Origin of the sequence: Paenibacillus sp. MABNR03, assembly GCF_050455445.1 — a bacterium.
Taxonomy (GTDB): Bacteria; Bacillota; Bacilli; order Paenibacillales; family Paenibacillaceae; genus Paenibacillus; species Paenibacillus xylanilyticus.
The window spans coordinates 927804-947209 of record NZ_JBCIYR010000003.1; the positions used below are offsets into that span (position 1 = coordinate 927804).

The 19406-nt window shown below is 47.9% G+C and carries 12 protein-coding genes; 11 read left to right on the forward strand and 1 reads right to left on the reverse strand.

Going from position 1 to position 19406, the window contains the following annotated elements; all coding sequences use genetic code 11:
* Window positions 1–9: 9 nt before the first annotated feature.
* Window positions 10–954, reverse strand: coding sequence for a LysR family transcriptional regulator (locus AAIH57_RS19515; protein ID WP_175397903.1), 945 nt, complete (start codon window positions 952–954; stop codon window positions 10–12).
* 335 nt (window positions 955–1289) lie between these two features.
* On the opposite strand from AAIH57_RS19515, the gene leuC reads away from it, so the two are divergent.
* The 11 genes from leuC to AAIH57_RS19570 all read left to right on the forward strand — a co-directional run bounded on the left by leuC (window position 1290) and on the right by AAIH57_RS19570 (window position 19271).
* A complete protein-coding gene (gene leuC, locus AAIH57_RS19520; protein WP_175397968.1) occupies window positions 1290–2711 on the forward strand; it encodes a 3-isopropylmalate dehydratase large subunit in 1422 nt (473 codons plus the stop codon).
* 31 nt (window positions 2712–2742) lie between these two features.
* Window positions 2743–3345 (forward strand): 3-isopropylmalate dehydratase small subunit, encoded by a 603-nt coding sequence (gene leuD / locus AAIH57_RS19525; protein ID WP_095292742.1) that lies wholly within the window; start codon window positions 2743–2745, stop codon window positions 3343–3345.
* 277 nt (window positions 3346–3622) lie between these two features.
* Window positions 3623–5029: an N-acetylmuramoyl-L-alanine amidase gene (locus AAIH57_RS19530; protein WP_430022681.1), complete on the forward strand. Its 1407-nt coding sequence runs from the start codon at window positions 3623–3625 to the stop codon at window positions 5027–5029.
* A 257-nt stretch (window positions 5030–5286) separates the two neighbouring features.
* Window positions 5287–6696: an N-acetylmuramoyl-L-alanine amidase gene (locus AAIH57_RS19535; RefSeq protein ID WP_430022682.1), complete on the forward strand. Its 1410-nt coding sequence runs from the start codon at window positions 5287–5289 to the stop codon at window positions 6694–6696.
* Window positions 6697–6730: 34 nt separating this feature from the next.
* On the forward strand, window positions 6731–7432 hold the full coding sequence (locus tag AAIH57_RS19540) for a GerMN domain-containing protein (protein ID WP_430022683.1): 702 nt from the start codon (window positions 6731–6733) through the stop codon (window positions 7430–7432).
* A gap of 72 nt (window positions 7433–7504) precedes the next feature.
* Window positions 7505–10243, forward strand: coding sequence for an S-layer homology domain-containing protein (locus AAIH57_RS19545; RefSeq protein ID WP_430022684.1), 2739 nt, complete (start codon window positions 7505–7507; stop codon window positions 10241–10243).
* Between the two features lie 164 nt (window positions 10244–10407).
* Entirely contained in the window at window positions 10408–11103 is a 696-nt protein-coding gene (gene nth / locus AAIH57_RS19550; protein ID WP_430022685.1) for an endonuclease III, read from the forward strand.
* A 23-nt stretch (window positions 11104–11126) separates the two neighbouring features.
* A complete protein-coding gene (locus AAIH57_RS19555; protein WP_024630585.1) occupies window positions 11127–11399 on the forward strand; it encodes a hypothetical protein in 273 nt (90 codons plus the stop codon).
* 318 nt (window positions 11400–11717) lie between these two features.
* Complete coding sequence (locus AAIH57_RS19560) at window positions 11718–15383, forward strand: dynamin family protein (RefSeq protein ID WP_430022686.1); 3666 nt, start codon at window positions 11718–11720, stop codon at window positions 15381–15383.
* A 268-nt stretch (window positions 15384–15651) separates the two neighbouring features.
* Window positions 15652–17424, forward strand: coding sequence for an ABC transporter ATP-binding protein (locus AAIH57_RS19565; RefSeq protein ID WP_430022687.1), 1773 nt, complete (start codon window positions 15652–15654; stop codon window positions 17422–17424).
* Entirely contained in the window at window positions 17421–19271 is a 1851-nt protein-coding gene (locus AAIH57_RS19570; protein WP_175397911.1) for an ABC transporter ATP-binding protein, read from the forward strand. The genes AAIH57_RS19565 and AAIH57_RS19570 overlap by 4 nt, the downstream gene beginning before the upstream one ends.
* The last annotated feature ends 135 nt before the right edge of the window (window positions 19272–19406 follow it).

The window sequence follows — 19406 nt, forward strand, 5'->3', positions numbered from 1 at the left end:
ATGGAGTGTTTATTTTACGTAAGCAGTATTTTCGTGATCACCCTCAGAGAGCTTGGCAACAGTCTGTTTAAATGTGTCAATAAAAGCTTCTGCTGCCTTGGACAGTACGCGTCCCTGGCGGTAAGCGACGACCAGAGTACGACTCGGGACAGGTTCAGCGAGTGGTACATATACAGGCACGAATTCACTGCGTGGTGCCCTCGCAATAAAGCGTGGAACAAGCGTGATTCCCATGCCTGTAGCTACAAGGGACTGCACGGTTTCAATGTTGTTGCTTTCAAACACAACACGCGGATCAAATCCGGCCTGCTCACACAGATCAAAGGTCAGTTTACGGAAGCCTTGACCTTTTTTCAGGACAACAAAAGACTCATCCCGCAGCTCTTCCATGTGAACGGGAATCGGTTGTTCCGGATTTCCTCTGATGGCCAGGGGATGATTAGGTGGAACCGCCAGATCGATCCGCTCTTCACCGATCGCAACGTAAGACAAGCTCGGCTCCTGGAGAGGCAAGGAGAGCAGACTGAGATCTGCCTTGCCGCTTGCTGTCAATTTCTCCAGGGTAAGTCCGGCGTCCTCGAGCAAGGTAACTTCGATATCCGGATAAGCTTGCTGGTATGCAGGGAGCACATGCGGAAGGAGGTGTGAACCGGTGATCGGCATGCTGCCCACAACGACTTTACCCTTGCGCAGCTGGGAGATATCCGACATTTCCTGTCTGAGCAGCTCCACGGCATCAACAATTTTCTGGGCTTGCTCCACAAATGTGACCCCGGCATGGGTCAACTCCACGGTGCTTGTATTACGTTGGAAGAGTAAAACGCCCAGCTCTTTCTCCAGTTTGGATAATTGCTGACTGAGTGAAGGCTGCGCGATATGAAGCTTCTCGGCTGCCCGGGAAAAATTCCGTTCGGCAGCAATCTGCAGCGTATATTGAAGTTGTCTGAATTCCATATGCACATGTCATTCCTTTCGTTATGCCACCATTATAACATTCCGGGTGAATAAATCATTTTCCTGTTGTGAATCCGTGGAAAAAGCATTGACACCATTGGTGAAGCAACGTAGTATAAGTTTTATGATAATGATAATTGTTATCAATTAAAGACCGCTGTGTATGCAGAGGTTATTGGCATTTGCCTCATTATAGGTCAAACCTATTACATCTATAGATATTATATCTTGGAACAATGAAGGACAGGGTGATATATTTATGTCATTCAAGAGCTTCACCGTTTGGACAAAAAAGAAGCTCTTCCAAGGACCGAACTTATGATGAGGTGAAAATGATGAGTAAAAAAACGATGTTTGAGAAAATCTGGGAAAATCACGTGATTCATCAGGAAGAAGGAAAACCTAGTATTTTGTATATCGATCTGCATCTGGTGCACGAAGTAACTTCTCCACAGGCATTTGAAGGACTGCGCTTGAGTGGTCGTAAAGTACGTCGTCCTGAGCTTACATTCGCAACAATGGATCACAACGTACCGACCAAGGATCGCTTCAACATTACAGATCCGATTTCCAAACAGCAAATTGATACACTCTCTCAGAACTGCCGTGATTTCGGCGTTAAACTGTATGATCTGGATACGATTGATCAAGGTGTCGTACACGTTATGGGACCAGAATTGGGTCTGACTCACCCAGGTAAAACTATCGTTTGTGGTGACAGCCATACGTCCACGCACGGTGCATTTGGTGCACTGGCATTCGGGATCGGAACAAGTGAAGTCGAGCATGTTATGGCAACCCAATGTTTGCAACAAGCGAAAGCCAAAACGATGGAAGTTCGCTTCGTTGGGAAGCGTAATCCGGGTGTAACCGCAAAAGACATGATCCTCGCAGTGATTGCCAAATACGGCACAGACTTTGCGACAGGTTATGTTATTGAGTATACTGGCGAATCCATTCGCGAACTCAGCATGGAAGAGCGTATGACGGTCTGCAACATGTCCATCGAAGGTGGGGCAAGAGCAGGGATGATCGCGCCGGACGAAACGACGTTTGAGTATCTTCGCGGACGTGAATATGTACCTGCAGGTGCCAAATTCGATGAAGCTGTTGCAGCATGGAAAGAGCTTGTTACCGACGAGGGTGCTGAGTTTGATCGTGTCGTTGAGATTGATGTGGAGTCCCTGATTCCGCAAGTAACTTGGGGTACGAGTCCGGGTATGGGAACAGATATCTCTTCCAAAGTACCTGTTCCGGCAGAACTGCCGACTGAAAATGAACGTAAAGCGGCTGAAAAAGCGCTTGAATATATGGGACTTACACCAGGAACACCGATCTCTGAAATTCCGGTTGATTATGTATTTATCGGTTCTTGCACGAATGGACGGATTGAGGATCTGCGTGCGGCAGCACAGGTTGCCAAAGGTCATAAGGTGTCCAGTAATGTTACGGCAATCGTCGTTCCTGGCTCAGGCCGTGTTAAAATTCAGGCGGAAAAAGAAGGTTTGGACAAAATTTTCACGGAAGCCGGATTTGAATGGCGTGATGCGGGATGCAGCATGTGTCTCGCGATGAACCCGGATGTATTAAAGCCAGGACAACGCTGTGCTTCGACTTCCAACCGTAACTTCGAAGGACGTCAAGGACGCGGAGGACGTACGCACTTGGTATCTCCAGCAATGGCAGCTGCAGCAGCAGTTAAAGGTCACTTCGTTGACGTACGTGACTGGAATTTCAAAACGGAAGCAGTTATCTAACAAGTAACGGACAGAAGGGAGAACGGATCACATGGAAGAATTTAAAACATTGCAAGGCATCGTTGCACCGGTAGACCGGGTCAATGTAGATACAGACGCAATCATTCCCAAACAATTTTTGAAACGGATTGAACGTACCGGTTTTGGACAATTTTTGTTCTATGAATGGCGTTTTGATGAAGAGGGGAACAACAATCCTTCCTTCGAAATGAATAAATCCCGCTACGAAGGAGCGTCCATTCTGATCTCCCGTGCGAACTTTGGCTGTGGCTCATCCCGTGAGCATGCACCATGGGCGATTATGGATTATGGATTCCGTTGCGTCATCGCACCGTCTTTTGCGGACATCTTCTATAATAACTGCTTCAAAAATGGCATCTTGCCAATCAAGTTGTCCGAAGAGCAGGTAGAGGATCTGTTCCAGCGTACAGCTGCGCATGAGGGTTATGAACTGAATGTGAATCTGGAAAACAAAACGATTACAGATGCACACGGACTGCATATTGATTTTGATCTGGATGAGCATCGCCGTCAATTTTTGCTGCAAGGACTGGATGATATCGGCCTGACGCTGCAGCATGATGATGAGATTACGGCTTATGAGCAGCGCCACGCGGCGAAGCTGTTTGGATAAGTTGCCCCATAACTAGCATTTCATAACAAGTGTAGTCTATCAACCTCCATAATGGGCAGGGAACCTGGTGTTCCTTACTCAATATGGGGGTTGTTTTATTTTTTTGTGCTTGCGCTTATCTGCGGGAAGACAGGGTTTTTCCGACTAAATATGACAACGTTGTAACCGGATGATCAGACAATATCTGATAAACTGTTTAGTATATTATGGAAAGTTACATAGAGGAGCAGTGGAAGGTAGTTAAAGGTACAAAACACAACAGAACGGTGGATGATTTATGAAGAAATGGTCTGTTGCAGTCGTTTTCTTTCTGTTTATGTGTTTATTTCCTGTCATGGCGAATGCCAATGCAGGGCCCTCGATTGTGCTTGATGGTGTGACAATTGATCAGCGATCTGGAGCGCCAGCCGAGAATATAGGGAAAACCGTGATGGTACCTATTCGCATTGTTTCGGAAAATCTTGGTTATCAGGTAAAGTGGCAAAAGGAAACGAAGTCGGTTCTTGTTCAAAAAGGAAACAGCAGCATTGAGATGACAGCTGGCAAAGATGCAGCGACGGTCAATGGAAGCCTTGTAGAGCTGGATTCCCCACCTTTGATCAAACAAGGAACCACACTGGTCCCCTTACGTTTTGTCGGGGAAGGCATGGGGCTGAAAGTGGGATGGGACAATGGGACCAAGACGGTAAACCTATTCACCGTCCCTCCAGTGGCAGGATCGAATGAAGAAAATGATGCAAGTGAAGCCCCAGCACCGAGCATGAATACAGAATTGCAAAGTATCAGTTTCAGCGGGGATCGACTAATTGTAGCAGTTAATGGTGAGATCATGCCGAAGCTGTCTACGCTTGGTGAACCGGATCGCATTATCGTAGATTTGCCTGGCACAACCTTCTCTCAGGATTTCCTTCAGGGACAAGCCTCCGGCCCCGATGGCAGTGGCAGTATTGAAGTGACGGATTCCGAGCTGGTGTCCAAGGTTCGATATGCAATGTTCAGCAGCTCACCATCTACTGTTCGCGTCGTGTTTGACTTGAAACAGTCCGCAACAGCCAAATGGTCACTTGGAGAAAACAATGTGATGCTCGTCGATCTGACAGCAAGTAGTGGTGAGTCTGCAAGTAAACCAGCCTTGCCAAACGATGACGGCAAGAAAATAGTAATTATTGATCCGGGACATGGCGGAAGGCAGTCGGGAGCTGTAAGTATTTCTGGCAAATACGAGAAGGATTATAATTTAGCTGTGGGTCTAAAGGTCCAGGCACTGCTGGAGCAATACGATGACATTCTAACGGTGATCACACGACAGGATGATACGGAACTGTCATTAAAGCAGAGAGTAGATATTGCGGAACTCAACCAGGCGGATATCTTCATCTCCATTCACGGCAACAAATTTACGACTCCTGTTCCGAATGGAATAGAGACACTTTATAGTCGTAAAGACAGTAAATCTCTGGCGGATACACTTCACAAATATGTGTTGCCGGTTACGGGACTTAAGGATCGTGGTGTGAAAATGGTCAGCCTGCATGTAACCCGTGAAACAACCATGCCTGCCGTTTTGCTAGAACTCGGTTTTATGAGCAATCCAACAGATGAGGCGATTATGCTCACTGAGGATTATCAGGACCAATGCGCTCAGGCGATAGCAGACGGAATAGCAGAATATTTGGGGCTGTAAGGCTGGTTATTCGTAAAAACGCAGTTTAGGACAGTCCGTTGTTTTCAGATGTTTAATTGATAAAAAAGGAAATAAACAGACATTAAAATGTAGAAAAAGCTTGATTTGACAACGTTTTTTTTCTGTTATGTTGGAATATATTCGCAACTTTTGAGAGCGCGTGGCGTCTAATAGGTGTCTGGTAATGCCCACGTGGTCAGTCGGAGCTGTAAGTTGCAACATGCAGCGAAAAAATATGAGAATGGTAGGGGTGAAGGATGAAGAAGTTCGGTTTTTTGGTACTGTTATTTGTCTTTGGGCTCGTTTTCCCGGGCTATAGTCATGCAGCAGCAGATACGAAAATTATCCTAGACGGGAAAGAAATTGTGCAGCCATCGGATGCCAAGGCGGAGATCATCAACAGCAAAGTGATGGTCCCGATTCGGGTTGTATCCGAAAGTTTGGGTTACAGTGTGGAATGGAAGCAAAGCACAAGCACTGTAACGATAAGCAAAGACAACATTGCCATGCAGATGATTGTTGGACAGAAGACGGCAACGGTGAACGGCAGTAACGTGAACCTGGATGCCCCGCCACTCGTAAAAAATGGTACGACACTTGTGCCACTCCGATTTATCGGTGAACAAATGGGTCTCAAGGTGGGTTGGAACAATACCACGAAGACGGTAACATTAATTACCCAGAATTCAGGTTCCGGAAACGGAACAACAACTCCTCCGAACTCCGGTAATAATGGCGGAGGAACGAATGAGGAAGGTCTTGTACTGGTGAACGGCATCAGCTTCAGTGACAACCGCTTCTTTATTGCAACAAGCGGAGATACGAAGCCGAACGTCTTCACGATGACAGGACCGAATCGAATCGTTATCGACTTACCTAATACCGCATTCGCTGATTCTTTCAGTGAGGGACAAGCTCTTGACAGCAACCAGAATGGACAGCTTGTAGTTAGCGGTTATCCCGATGTTTCTAAGATCCGGTATTCACTATACAGCAACAGCCCTTCTACTGTTCGTTTTGTCATTGACCTTTCCAGTGCCAAAGGTTATGAGGTTCAAAACGATTCTGGTTTGATCATGATTGATTTGAACAAACAAGGCGAAACACCTGCTCCACCAGTGGGGGATAATGGCAAGAAAGTTGTCGTGATTGATGCAGGACACGGGGACCAGGATCCTGGTGCAATCGGTGTTACCGGAAAACGGGAAAAAGATTTCAACTTGGCGATGGCTTTGAAAGTGGAAGCACTGCTGAAAAAAGAGTCTAAAATTGACGTAGTGCTGACCCGCAGCGACGATACTTTTCTGGCTTTGAGTGAACGTGTGAAAATTGCCGAAAAAGTAAACGCGGATATCTTTATTTCGATTCATGCCAATAGTGGGCCTGCTGCTGCCAACGGTGTAGAAACGTTCTATACTCGATCCACCAGCAAGGAACTGGCTACCATCATGCACAAGTATCTTCTGCAATCCTCCGGATTGAAGGATCGTGGCGTGAAGACGGCAAGCCTCCATGTTACCCGTGAAACGACAATGCCAGCAGTTTTGCTGGAAGGCGGTTTCCTGAGCAATAAGAGTGATGAAGCAGCTCTGTTCACTGAAAGTTTCCAAAACAGTGTTGCCAAGGGTATTGTTGCAGGAATCAAGGAGTATCTGGGAATTAAATAAGGGCTAACCCTTATGATCAGGAGGCGGAGTTAGAATGAACAAAAAATTATGGATTGCAGCACTGTTGGTGACGGTTATGGCAGTTGCTGCCGGATGTGGAAGCAAGCCAACAGCAGCCCCTGCTCCAAGTCAGACTCAGGGAGCTGGTACAGAAGTTAACGTCCCTGAGGATCAAAATAGCGAGAATGAGACAAATGAAACCGAAATTACGGATCCTGTAACTGTGGAAACAGAAGGTACGACATCTACACCGGATTCGACACCTTCCAGCTCGGGTTCGGAAGGCACGACTTCTTCGGGAGGAACTTCTACGGAGTCCAATAGTACTTCACAGAGTACAGAACAAAAAACAATTAATGTGTTTTATACCGATCCGGAAGAGCTGGAAGTGCATGAAGCCACTGCGAGTATCTCCTACGCTACAGATGACGACAAATACAAGGAAGCATTTGCAGCTTTGCAACAAACGTCAGATGACAAACTTGTTCCACTATGGGCTAAAGAGATTGAATTAAAGTCCGTAAAATTTGATGCAGGTGCACTCACATTGGATATCCATATGCCTGATACCGCGCGTCTTGGTGCAGGTGGAGAAGCGTATGCAATTGATGCCTTGAAGAAAACATTCTTCCAGTTTGATGAAGTCAAATCGCTTGATTTGTTGGTGGACGGGCAGCAATCTGAGAGCTTGATGGGCCATGTCGATCTTGAGCATCCAATGACGAGATCTGAATAGGTTCGCTGTTGCTTGTTGTTTTACCGTTTTCCAAGGGATATCGACCGTTTTACATGAGAGGGGAAATCATAGGTGACTTTTAAATATAACAATCCATCACACTCTAAAAAAGTAGTATCAGCCGTGCTTGCAGGCATGATGGCCCTTAGCACTGGCGGAGCTGCCATGGCAGCAGAATCAACAGAAGCGGAGCAAAGCCAGACTGCAGCTGTTAGCAATACGACTGCACCTGCAGGTTTGTTCAGTGATATCAAGGTTGGATACTGGGCTGAGAAGCACGTATATAAACTGGCAAACCAAGGTATCCTTCTCGGTAACAATGGTCTGTTCCGTCCAGGAGATGCGGTAACACAACAGGAAGCTGTAACCATGGCGATCCGTTTTATGAACCAGGAAGGCCAGTTGAACGACAGCACGGCTGCGGCATTACCGACAAATATGGAAGTGGGGAACTATTTCAAGCCATATGTCGCTTTGGCGCTTCAACTGGGACTGATTGATAAAACGGAAGAATCCACAGCAGACGTCTCCAAAACATCATGGGGACAAAAGCCTGCATCGCGTGAGTGGATTACCAAATTACTGATCCGTTCATTGAACAAAGAGGCTGAAGCGAAGGCACAGAACAGTCAGTCTACTGGCTTCGCCGATGATGCAAGCATTTCCGAGGATGGAAAAGGTTACGTCAATCTGGCGGTGAGCCTAGAGCTTGCCAAAGGAGTAGAAGGCAACAAATTTAATCCTACTGGCTCGGTAACGCGCGCCCAACTGGCGACTTTCTTCAGCAGAGGAGAGGCGTTAACAGAGACGGCATATCCGAACACCTTTACGGGTTATGTGACTGGCTTAAAGGATGGTCAGATCAGCATGCTGGTTGATGGCAAAGCAATGAACTTTGCGGTGAACACCAGCACACCATATTTTACAAAAGACAGTGAAACACGTGCGGCAGCACCCAATGTTCAGCTCTATACCAAAGTGCAAGTGGTTGGCTCTGCCGGAACTGCAGCTTATGTGGAGGTAATGGATGCGACACCGCAGGTAGAGAGCGTTGAAGGTACTTTTGCACGTTCACTGTCAGGCAATAAAATTGGTATTTTTGTTGGCGAGAACTATGAAACGTACGGATATGATGAAGCTACGGCATTCATTGATCAGAATGGAAATGCCATTAAGCTGTCTGATATTACAGCAGATAGTATCATTGAGGTGCAGCGCGAAACGTTCTCCCCTGACAAAAAGACTGTCGCCATTCGTGTGAAATCTGGTATTGTCAACAAGAGCGATAGCGGTGTGATTGCGGAAGTAAGTACCACTGGAAAAACAATCAAGTTCACGAATGCAGCAGGAACCACTGAGCAATTTGTGTATGGCGATAATCTTATCATTCGTTATCAGGATCGAATTCTCTCCCTCGCCGAGCTTAAAGCAGGAAGTGCGGTTAAATACACAGTGAAAGACAGTGTTCTGCAAACCATTGAATTGTCTCAGGGAGTAGAGCAGTCGGTACGTGGTACCCTGGTAGAGATCGGCGGCAATCAATCCACACTAACGTTCAAACGTGAAGGAGGCTCCCTGGAGGCGAAACTTCTTGCGGAAAATCCGGAAGTGGTGATTAACGGAATTCAGGATGCCGCATTGAATGATCTGATTACGGATGCAACCAATGGTGACCAGGTCGAACTTACGCTGAACGGGGAAGATCGCGTAACGAAAATACAGGTGATTGGACGTCAGATGGAACCGATGAACGGAGCTTCCGTGGTATCCTACAACAGCAAAACCAAAGTGTTGACGGTACTGGACAGCAACAAAAAACCATTTGTATTTACCCTGGATGATAAAACGAAGCTGGACTACAACACAACCAAACCTACGCTGGCTGGATTGGAATCGCTGTTGAACGAAGGACGTAAACTTGATCTGACTTATGTTGGAACACGGGCATTGTCCGTAAAAGTAATTTACAAATATGAAGGTACGCTCAGCGGGATCGATACGAATAAGAAAACGATCAGCTTATTGTCCGGTAATCAAACCATCACCGTCCCATACTCGACCGTTCCAACAATTGAGATTTATAACAAGTCTGGAGCAGGTTTGAGCGACCTGAAAATTGGTGATAAAGTGACAGTTACACTTGGTTCTAATCAGGATTACGTACAGAAAGTGTCACTGAACACCGTGGCCCAATTTGAAGTCGTATCTGTAGAGACCAATGGCCGTGTTCGTGTAAAATCAGATTCGTTGACAAGTCAGTTTTACGTGGATCAAGCTGTTTTGACTGGTGAAAGTGGACAGTCGATCACGGCTTCCCAGTTAACAGCAGGCAACCTGATTAACGTCACATTCGAAGGAACAACGCCTAAAGCGGTTCAGGTCGTGAAACGTACGCTTGCGGAAGTGACATCTGTGGATGCGACTTCGGTTACACTGAAGTTGTTTAATGGACAGAGCGAAACTGTACCTGTTAGCGGTGCTGTAAAAGTCATCAAGTCGGGTTCCACATTAACGACATTAAACAGTCTTACAGTGGGTGATCGTGTAGAAATGACAAAGGATACGGACAATTCGACACGATTCAGAGTGATGACGATTATGAGCAAACAGTTCTGGTCTTATGATGGAGTAGGAAACCAAATTTTGGTTAAACGCGAGTCCACTTCAGACACAAATTACCGTTTTGCACTTGGTACAGGCGTATTTGTTCACCAGGGTGACAACACTTTAAGCGTGCAATCTCTCAAAGATAATGATAATATTGTATTGTATCTCCTGAATAATGTAGTCATGGAGATCCAAAAACAGTAATCGTTTCTTTTCGAGGATCAAAAGAATGACCGTCTTGATGCGGGATCTTTCCTGCATCAGGACGTTTTTTTTGCAAGCTTTTTGGGCGTCCCCGCAGAACACTCGAAATAAGCTTGGAAGTAAGTCTCCACTCTGTGTGGTGATTTTGTGGGAGGTAGCTCTTCATGAATGCAACAACGGTTAGGCACATACTCGATACAATGGAAGCGATGTTCCCTGATGCACATTGCGAATTAAATCACAGCAATGCGTTTGAATTGACTGTAGCTGTCCTGTTGTCTGCCCAATGTACCGATGAGACGGTAAACAAGGTGACCGCAGACTTGTTCCAAAAGTACACCAGTCCTGCTGACTACCTGGCGGTTCCTCTCGAAGAGCTGGAACAGGACATCCGGCGTATTGGTTTGTACCGGAACAAGGCCAAGCATATTCAGAACATGTGCCGTATTTTAATAGAGCAGTATGGCGGTGATGTACCGCAGGAACATGATCAGCTTGTGACCTTGCCAGGCGTTGGGCGGAAAACTGCAAATGTGGTTGTTTCTAATGCGTTTGGTGTACCAGCCATTGCGGTGGATACTCACGTTGAACGTGTATCCAAACGGCTCGGGCTGGCAGGCTGGGACGACTCCGTACTTGAAGTCGAGAAAAAACTGATGAAGCGCGTACCCCGGGACGAGTGGACCTTAACTCACCACCGGATCATTTTCTTTGGACGCTACCATTGCAAGGCTCAAAATCCCCAATGTCATATCTGTCCATTGCTGGACATATGCCGGGAAGGGAAGAAGCGTATGAAAACGTCCCAAATCAGGAAAGATAAGGAACGTGTTACTACCCCAAAACGAAAAATAAATTAATGAGTAGAAGAGGATGAGTAATCATGAAATGCATTTCCGTGTACACTGACAATTTTGAGGCTTTTTCCGATATTTTCGAACAAATCGTTGAACAGGAAATGGCTGAAAATGAAGAGAAAGAAGTAGAAGGCATCACTGTAAGCCACTCTGGCGATGTGCCTGAGCACTATTTGGAGCGCATGTCTACAAAACCGGAAGTTGTAGTTATGAGAGACAAAGGAAGAGACATCACTATTCTGCAGCATGGACAAGTATTTGAAATTTTGCTGCCCTCAATGGAGAATGCTGTTTCCTAATTTTCTTGCTAAACGCAAGAGGTGTTGCTTCAATGCTGGCATCGAACTTACCACATAAGTTCATGCTGGCATTGAATACAGCATACATAGCATTGCACTACCGACATGATGTCTTAACAGAAAATACATCACAACACAGATAAAACCGACAGATCGGTTTTATTTTTTTTAGCTAAAATAATCTGTTGTTCTTGCAGGGCCGATCATCTATACGTGCAAACCGTTCAAATTCAGGTCGTCTAATGTTAAAATAAGACTATTATAAGATAAAGGCATTAAACAGATGCCAAATTAGAGGAGCCAGGGGGAAGGCCAGTCATGACCAGAACAGAATACCCAGTAGAAATGGCCAAACCTCTGCTTTCACTGCGTGAGGCGATGGAGCAGACAGAAGACCATACTGCTGTACAGGCTTTAACGGATCTGATGAGCAAGGCGGAAATGAAGCAGTTAACGATCGCATTTTGTGGGCACTTCTCAGCAGGAAAATCGAGTCTTATCAATAGTTTATGCGGTAAGCGGGTCCTGCCTTCAAGTCCTGTTCCTACAAGTGCCAATGTGGTGTCCATTCGTAATGGTGCGCCTCGTGCATTGATTTATACGGCTGCTAACGAAAGCGCTGACAATCAGGCAGCTCCTCTTGAGGTATCTCCTGAACAATTGGAGGAGTACTGCAAGAATGGCGGCGCATATCGTTCTATTGAAGTATGGGATGATATTCCTTTGCTAGCGGACGATGCGGTGCTGCTTGATACGCCAGGTGTGGATTCGACGGACCGGGGACACGGTTTGGCGACCCATTCGGCGCTTCACCTGGCAGATGTGGTGTTCTATGTGATGGATTATAATCACGTCCAGTCTGAAAGCAACTTATCTTTTGCCAAAAGTCTGTCGGACTGGGGTAAGCCGTTGTTCCTCATTGTGAACCAGATTGATAAGCACCGGGAACGTGAGCTTGCGTTTGACGAATATGTGAAGGGTGTAGAGGCCATTTTTGATGCGTGGGAAGTCAGGTATGACGGCCTCTTGTTTACTTCGCTTCGCGATAAGGAGCATCGTTACAATCAATGGCATGTGCTTCCTGATTTAATTCAACACATGATGAAAGAAAAGGAAGCGTTGATTCAGCATAGTCTTGCAAGTTCGGCCAGCCATATCACCGAGCAGCACTTGATCAGGCAGGCGGAACAGCGTGAAGACGAAGAGTCCGCTCTGCTGGAGGAAATCGGAGGACGGGAAGGTTTAGACCGTTTGGAACGAGACCTGGATAAGCTAAAGGCAGAAGAAGAGGAACTTCGTAAGAAACCTGCACGTGAGCGTGAGAAGTTCCGGGCCGAGCTGGAGCCTCTTCTGGCGAATGCCAATCTCACTCCGGCAGATATTCGGACATCGGCGTCAGCCTATCTGGAGAGCCGGAAGCCCGGGTTCCGGGTAGGTTTGCTCTTCTCGGGCGGCAAAACTGAACAGGAGAAGCAGCGCCGTGCAGCTGAGCTTGTGAAAATGCTTCAGGATCAAACCTCGGGTCAAGTGGAGGTGCACATCCGCACCATGCTCCGCAAGCTGGGAGAATCTCACCAGCTGTGGAGCCCAGAGTGGGAACAGGCATTAAATGCGGAGCTGCCTGTTCTGGATGAAGCACTGCTGGAGATGAAACGAAGCGCCAGCGCAGAGGTGTCTCCCGAATATGTGCTTCAATTCAGCAAGGAGGTGCGGGGCGAGATTGAGGCCCGCTACCGCAAGTCGGCCATGTTGCTGGCCGACCGTTTGCTTGAGGCGTTGGGCGCGCAGGGTGAAGCTGCGCTCCAGGCGCTGGACGCCAGCCGCGCAGCGCTGCTGGCGCAATCCGCGGCGGCGGCGCGCTACACGGCGCTGCAGCGCGCCGCCGCCGCCGAGGCAGCAGGGCTGCGCAGCCTGCTGCCCCCTGCGGGCCCCCTCACCTCCGGGCTGTTGCCGGAGGTGCAGGGCCCGCACGTGCCCGCGCAAGAGCCGAGCGAAGCTCACGGCTCTCGCCCGGGCACGGCAGCGTCTGTGGCTGCGCAGCCACAGACGGAGGCGCCGCCGCGCAAGGCTGCGGCGCACGTGCAGCCGGCGGCTGGTGCACAGCGCCGCCGGCGCCTGGACGCAGCGGCGGCACGGCTGGAAGCCGCCGCTGCGCTGGTAGAGCCGTACCCCGCCATGGGGTCGGCGGTACGGGATCTGCGTGCACGCGCGGCTTTGCTTGCGGGCGGCACGTTCACTCTGGCGCTGTTCGGAGCCTTCAGCGCCGGCAAATCCTCCTTCGCCAACGCGCTGCTTGGCGAATCTGTACTACCCGTATCGCCCCATCCAACGACAGCGGCGATTAACCGGATCATGGCTCCAGCCGGGGGCGCGGAGCATGGAACCGCCCGGGTCCGGATGAAGACCCGAAACGCCTTTCAGGAGGATCTGGCCTATTCGTTCCGTTTGCTCGGACTGGGTGAACCAGGAGCAGATTGGCAAAAACGGGTCAAGTCTTTATCGCCACAAGAGGTACATCCGGCAGGGCGACCGCATTACAGCTTCCTGCAGGCAGCGGCTGCAGGCTGGGATGACACGGCAGATCAGCTGGGCCAGGATATCCAGGTAGACCTGAACGGATATCGAAACTTTGTGGCCAATGAACGGAAATCCTGTTTTGTCGACAGTATTGATCTGTACTACAGCTGTGAGGTCACGGAACAAGGCATTGTGCTGGTGGACACACCAGGAGCCGATTCGGTGAATGCCCGTCACACTGGCGTAACCTTCAATTATATGAAGAATGCGGACGCGCTTATTTTTGTAACCTACTACAACCATGCATTCTCCCAGGGGGATCGACAGTTCCTTAATCAACTGGGACGGGTGAAAGACAGTTCTGCCATGGACCAGATGTTTTTTGTGGTTAATGCCAGTGATCTGTCTTCATCTGAAGAAGAGCTAGAGCAGGTTCTCGACCATGTCAGCACACAGCTGCGAACGAATGGAATCCGTGCGCCCCGATTATTTCCTGTTTCCAGCCTGCTCGCGATGGAGGGCAAGCGTGCGGGAGACGAAAATATGCTTGAACAATCGGGTTTTATCCGATTTGAAGAGGAGTTTAATCGGTTCGCAGGTACGGAACTTGCTGACCTTGCTGTTGGAGGTGCTGCCGAAGAGTTATCACGGGTCGTGCAGCGGTTGGATCAGCGTGCACATGATGCTGTTCAGGGTGAAGAGGTGCTGCAGCAGCGCAGACAGGAACTTCATGCCATCATGGATCAATCACTCGCTCGAATTCGGACCCTTTCGGAGCGGTCCATGAAAGAAGAGCTTGCCCAGGAAACGGCTGAATTGCTCTTTCATGTCAGACAGCGTCTGGGTTACCGTCTGGGTCTATTTATGGCTGAAGCATTTCACCCTTCCGTACTGCGGGAAGACCGTGGCAATCTGAAAGGCGCATTTGCAGCTTGCGGTCGAGAGCTGCTGCGCATGATCGCTGTAGAACTGGAACAGGAATTGCTTGCGACCACGCTACGACTGGAGCAAACAGGGAAGAGCTGGTTAATGAAGCAGATCAATGATTGTGTCCAGGAACTCAAACAACGATCAGGAGGAATGGATCTATCGCTGGCCTTAGACGAAAGTTGGAGCACACCTGTGCTCGAGGAGATCAGGCTGGAGGAACCATCGGGATGGAAAACCTACCTTGGCTACTTCCGCAATCCGAAGCAGTTCTTTGAAGGTGACGGAAGGCAGCGACTGCAGGAGGCGCTCGATCCGGTGATTAAACAAATGGTAGCTGGCGCTCTCCCAGCTGCACAGGAGAAGCTGGTGCAGTTCTATGAAGCCCAGCTGCATCAGTCATTGAAGCATCAATCCAGCCAGCTGGAAGATCGACTGAAAGAGGCCGTTGCTGCATTAAATGAGACATTGACGAGCGGTGTCCCGGCAGAAGAATGGCATAGCCTGTCAGTCCAAATGCAGCAATATGTACACGAATAAGTATACACGCAAAGTGTATGCATATGTATCCGGAAAAAGGCTCCTGACCGACCAGGTCATACAGGGAGCCTTTTTTTGTCCGAACAACCTGAAACAAAGAGAATATTCAAACATTTGATTGATAGGTGGTCTTTTATTCCCGTTAATGACGCATTAAGGAGAAAGTAGCCTGAATATGGTCAGTTATTCGCTTTGCCGCGAATGAGGGACGGTGATAAACTTCATAAATGTTCATACTGTTTTTGAACTAGACAAGAGGAGGAGAAACATGGATGTTCTCAGGCAGCTGCAAACCTTTTTTTGGGAGAAGCGCACGTATTTATTTGTATCAATCTTGTTCCTCGCCATAGCGACTGCGCTGGGGCTGGTGTATCCGAATTTGCTCAGGATACTGATTGATGACGTCATTGTACCGCGCAATTTTGAAGACGTTCCCATACTTGCTTTGACCGTGTTAGGTGTTGTGATTTTGAAAGCGGGAATGCAGTTTTTACACGGTTTTTTTGGAGGACGCCTCGGTAACTTCCTGGCGTACCGACTCCGTAACGCATGTTACGAAAAGCTTCAATTTTTATCCTTCCGTTACTATGATACGGCCAAGACGGGTGATCTGATGTCCCGCCTCACGGGAGACCTTGAAGCCATCCGCAACTTTATCGGGTTCGGCTTTGCACAGATTCTCAACATGGTTTTGATGGTCGTATTCGGCGCAATCATGATGATGACGATGAGTTGGCAGCTTACCTTGCTGACGCTCATATGTATTCCTCTGCTTGCCTTCGTTGCGCTGAGATTTGAATCCCAGATCCACCCCGCGTTCCAGGAGATGCGACTGGCGCTCAGCTCATTGACAACAGCCGTACAGGAAAATATCACCGGAGTGCGTACCGTGAAATCTTTTGCACGCGAGCCTTACGAAGTGGAGAAGTTTTCCACACGCAACGAGCGTTACAAAACGAATCAGATTCATGCTGCAACATTGTGGAGTCGCTATTTTCCAATCATGGAGATTCTTGCTTCTGTAAGCGTTGTACTGCTTCTTGTCATTGGAGGAAGAATGGTCATCCAGCAGACACTGACGCTTGGTCAACTCGTTGCCTTCTTCAGTTTGATCTGGTACATAATCGGACCCATGTGGAACCTTGGTTTCCATATCAACAACTATACGCAATCCAAAGCTTCGGGCGAACGGGTGCTTGAACTGTTGAATACACCAGTGGACGTGCAGGAGACAGAAGATCCAATCATTGTCGAGGCTGATCAGGTTAAAGGGCATGTAACGTTTGAGTCTGTAACCTTTGCGTATGGCAATAAAATGGCGGCAGTTACCGATATTAATTTTGATGCGCCTCCGGGCTCGGTTATCGGTTTTCTGGGAGGCACAGGCTCCGGTAAGTCCACTATTATCCAGCTCCTGATGCGTGCATATAACGTCAATTCGGGAACAATCAAATTGGATGGCAAAAATATTAAAGACCTGGGCATTCGCAGCCTGCGGAGTCAGATCGCTTCCGTGTTCCAGGAAACGTTCCTGTTCTCGTCAAGCATACGCAACAACATCTCGTACGGTCTCAAAAATGTAAGCATGGATGAAATCATACGGGCAGCGAAGCTTGCCAAGGCTCATGATTTCATCATGGAATTTCCGGACGGATATGACACGGTTGTGGGTGAACGAGGCATGGGGTTGTCCGGTGGTCAGAAGCAACGGATTGCGATTGCGAGAGCTTTGCTTAAAAATCCGAAAATTCTGGTACTGGACGATGCGACAAGTGCAGTGGATATGGAGACCGAGCATGAGATTCAGTCCGGATTCCAGGAAGTCATGCGGGGAAGAACGACCTTTATTATTGCACACCGTATTTCTTCACTGCGTCATGCGGATGAGATACTCGTACTTGATGAAGGGCGTGTTGTTCAGCGTGGCACACACAAACGCCTCATTGAAGAACCTGGACCGTATCAGGATGTTTACAAGATTCAATACGCAGATTATATCGCCCGCGGCAAGCGGGAGGCTGGGGAGCAGGTGAACTCATGAGTGCCGAAACAGTAGCAGACAGGCGCGAGGTCAAAGGGACCACTGAAAAGAATCTTAATGAACGATTTGTCTATCAGGATGATGAGATCATTGAGAAACCGTTTAACTGGAAAGAATTTGGACGTTTGTTCGGATATATGAAACCTTATGCTAGGCAGCTCCTGCCACTCGTCATATTAATGATGATTTTGGGTACTATTACCAAACTGTCCGTTCCTTTTTTGATCAGTTTAGCGATTGACAGAGCGATAGCTCCCGCGAACGGACTGCCAAGCATGACAATGTTATATCTTATTGCGGGATCAGTACTCCTGCTGTATCTGATCCAGTGGGCAGCCAATACGTACCGGATCAAACTGACCAATATTATAGGACAGCGAGTCATTTATGACCTTCGCTCGGATCTGTTCAAACACATCCAGAAGCTCTCCTTTAACTTTTTTGACAAAAGGCCAGCAGGCTCCGTACTGGTTCGTGTCACGAATGATATCAACTCATTGCAGGACTTGTTCACAAACGGTGCTGTCAACGTCATGATTGACTGTGTGCAGTTATTGGGAATTATCGTAATTTTGCTCTTAATCAACTGGAAGCTTGGTCTGGCAGTCATTATCACGGTACCGATCATGTTTATCATATCCACCAAACTTCGGGTGTTAATCCGCCGAGCCTGGCAGGATGTACGCATGAAAAACTCCCGCATCAACTCCCACTTGAATGAATCTATTCAGGGGATTCGTGTGACGCAGGCGTATACACAGGAAAAAGAAAACATGAAATACTTCGACAACATGAACTTGTCGAGCAAACAATCATGGGACAAAGCATCGGCCATGAACCAGGGGTTTGGACCGCTGATCGAAATTACCGGCGGTTTCGGTACATTGATTCTCTTCTGGTTTGGTGCTTACCTGATTCAGGATGGTCAGTTGACCGTAGGTTTGCTTGTAGCCTTCGCCAACTATGTCGGCAACTTCTGGGACCCGATCAACCGTCTGGGACAGATGTACAATCAACTGCTGGTAGCGATGGCTTCCTCGGAACGAATTTTCGAATTCATGGATGAGAAACCAAGCATCGCCGACAAGCCGGGTGCGAAACCTATTCCTTCCATTAAGGGAGATATCGTATTTGATAATGTCGTGTTTGAATATGAGAAAGGCAGACAGGCGCTAAAAGGAATCAGCTTTACCGCGGGAGCAGGCCAATCGATTGCACTGGTTGGTCACACAGGCTCAGGGAAAAGTACGATTATTAACCTGATTAGTCGTTTCTATGACATCACTGGGGGAAGACTCACCATTGACGGTCGGGACATACGGGACGTAACGGTAGAGAGTTTGCGCAGCCAGGTCAGCATAGTACTGCAGGATACGTTCATTTTCTCCGGAACCATTCGTGACAATATTCGCTTTGGCAGACTCGATGCAACGAATGAAGAAGTGGAAGAAGCGGCGAAGGCAGTCAATGCCCATGAATTCATTATGAAGCTGCCTGGCGGATACGATACAGAGGTTGAAGAGCGAGGGAATGTACTGTCCATGGGGCAAAGACAATTGTTATCTTTCGCACGTGCATTGCTTGCAGATCCGCGGATTCTGATTCTGGATGAAGCGACAGCAAGCATTGACACCGAGACAGAGCTCAAAATTCAGGAAGCCCTGAAAGTGTTGTTGAAGGGCAGAACCTCATTTATGGTTGCTCACCGTCTCTCAACAATTCGGAATGCGGACAATATTATCGTACTCGATCATGGTGAGATCAAGGAAGAAGGAAACCATGAGCAACTTATCCAGAAACAAGGAGTTTATAATGGATTAATAGAAGCTCAATACAGATTTTTGTAAAAAATGATCGAAAAAACACAAAAAATCTTGTAAAATTCACAAGAAAAATAGGGAGCACTCTTGCATTCTTTAACCAAAACCCCGAAAATAGAGAGACAGATATAGAAGATTTCTCTTTGGGAGGATTGGAAAGAA

What these genes read in the sequence shown, in the direction of transcription:
- AAIH57_RS19515 (WP_175397903.1), bottom strand. Translation starts at nt 954, where the DNA reads ATGGAATTCAGACAACTTCAATATACGCTGCAGATTGCTGCCGAACGG.
- leuC (WP_175397968.1), top strand. Translation starts at nt 1,290, where the DNA reads ATGAGTAAAAAAACGATGTTTGAGAAAATCTGGGAAAATCACGTGATT.
- leuD (WP_095292742.1), top strand. Translation starts at nt 2,743, where the DNA reads ATGGAAGAATTTAAAACATTGCAAGGCATCGTTGCACCGGTAGACCGG.
- AAIH57_RS19530 (WP_430022681.1), top strand. Translation starts at nt 3,623, where the DNA reads ATGAAGAAATGGTCTGTTGCAGTCGTTTTCTTTCTGTTTATGTGTTTA.
- AAIH57_RS19535 (WP_430022682.1), top strand. Translation starts at nt 5,287, where the DNA reads ATGAAGAAGTTCGGTTTTTTGGTACTGTTATTTGTCTTTGGGCTCGTT.
- AAIH57_RS19540 (WP_430022683.1), top strand. Translation starts at nt 6,731, where the DNA reads ATGAACAAAAAATTATGGATTGCAGCACTGTTGGTGACGGTTATGGCA.
- nth (WP_430022685.1), top strand. Translation starts at nt 10,408, where the DNA reads ATGAATGCAACAACGGTTAGGCACATACTCGATACAATGGAAGCGATG.
- AAIH57_RS19555 (WP_024630585.1), top strand. Translation starts at nt 11,127, where the DNA reads ATGAAATGCATTTCCGTGTACACTGACAATTTTGAGGCTTTTTCCGAT.
- AAIH57_RS19560 (WP_430022686.1), top strand. Translation starts at nt 11,718, where the DNA reads ATGACCAGAACAGAATACCCAGTAGAAATGGCCAAACCTCTGCTTTCA.
- AAIH57_RS19565 (WP_430022687.1), top strand. Translation starts at nt 15,652, where the DNA reads ATGGATGTTCTCAGGCAGCTGCAAACCTTTTTTTGGGAGAAGCGCACG.
- AAIH57_RS19570 (WP_175397911.1), top strand. Translation starts at nt 17,421, where the DNA reads ATGAGTGCCGAAACAGTAGCAGACAGGCGCGAGGTCAAAGGGACCACT.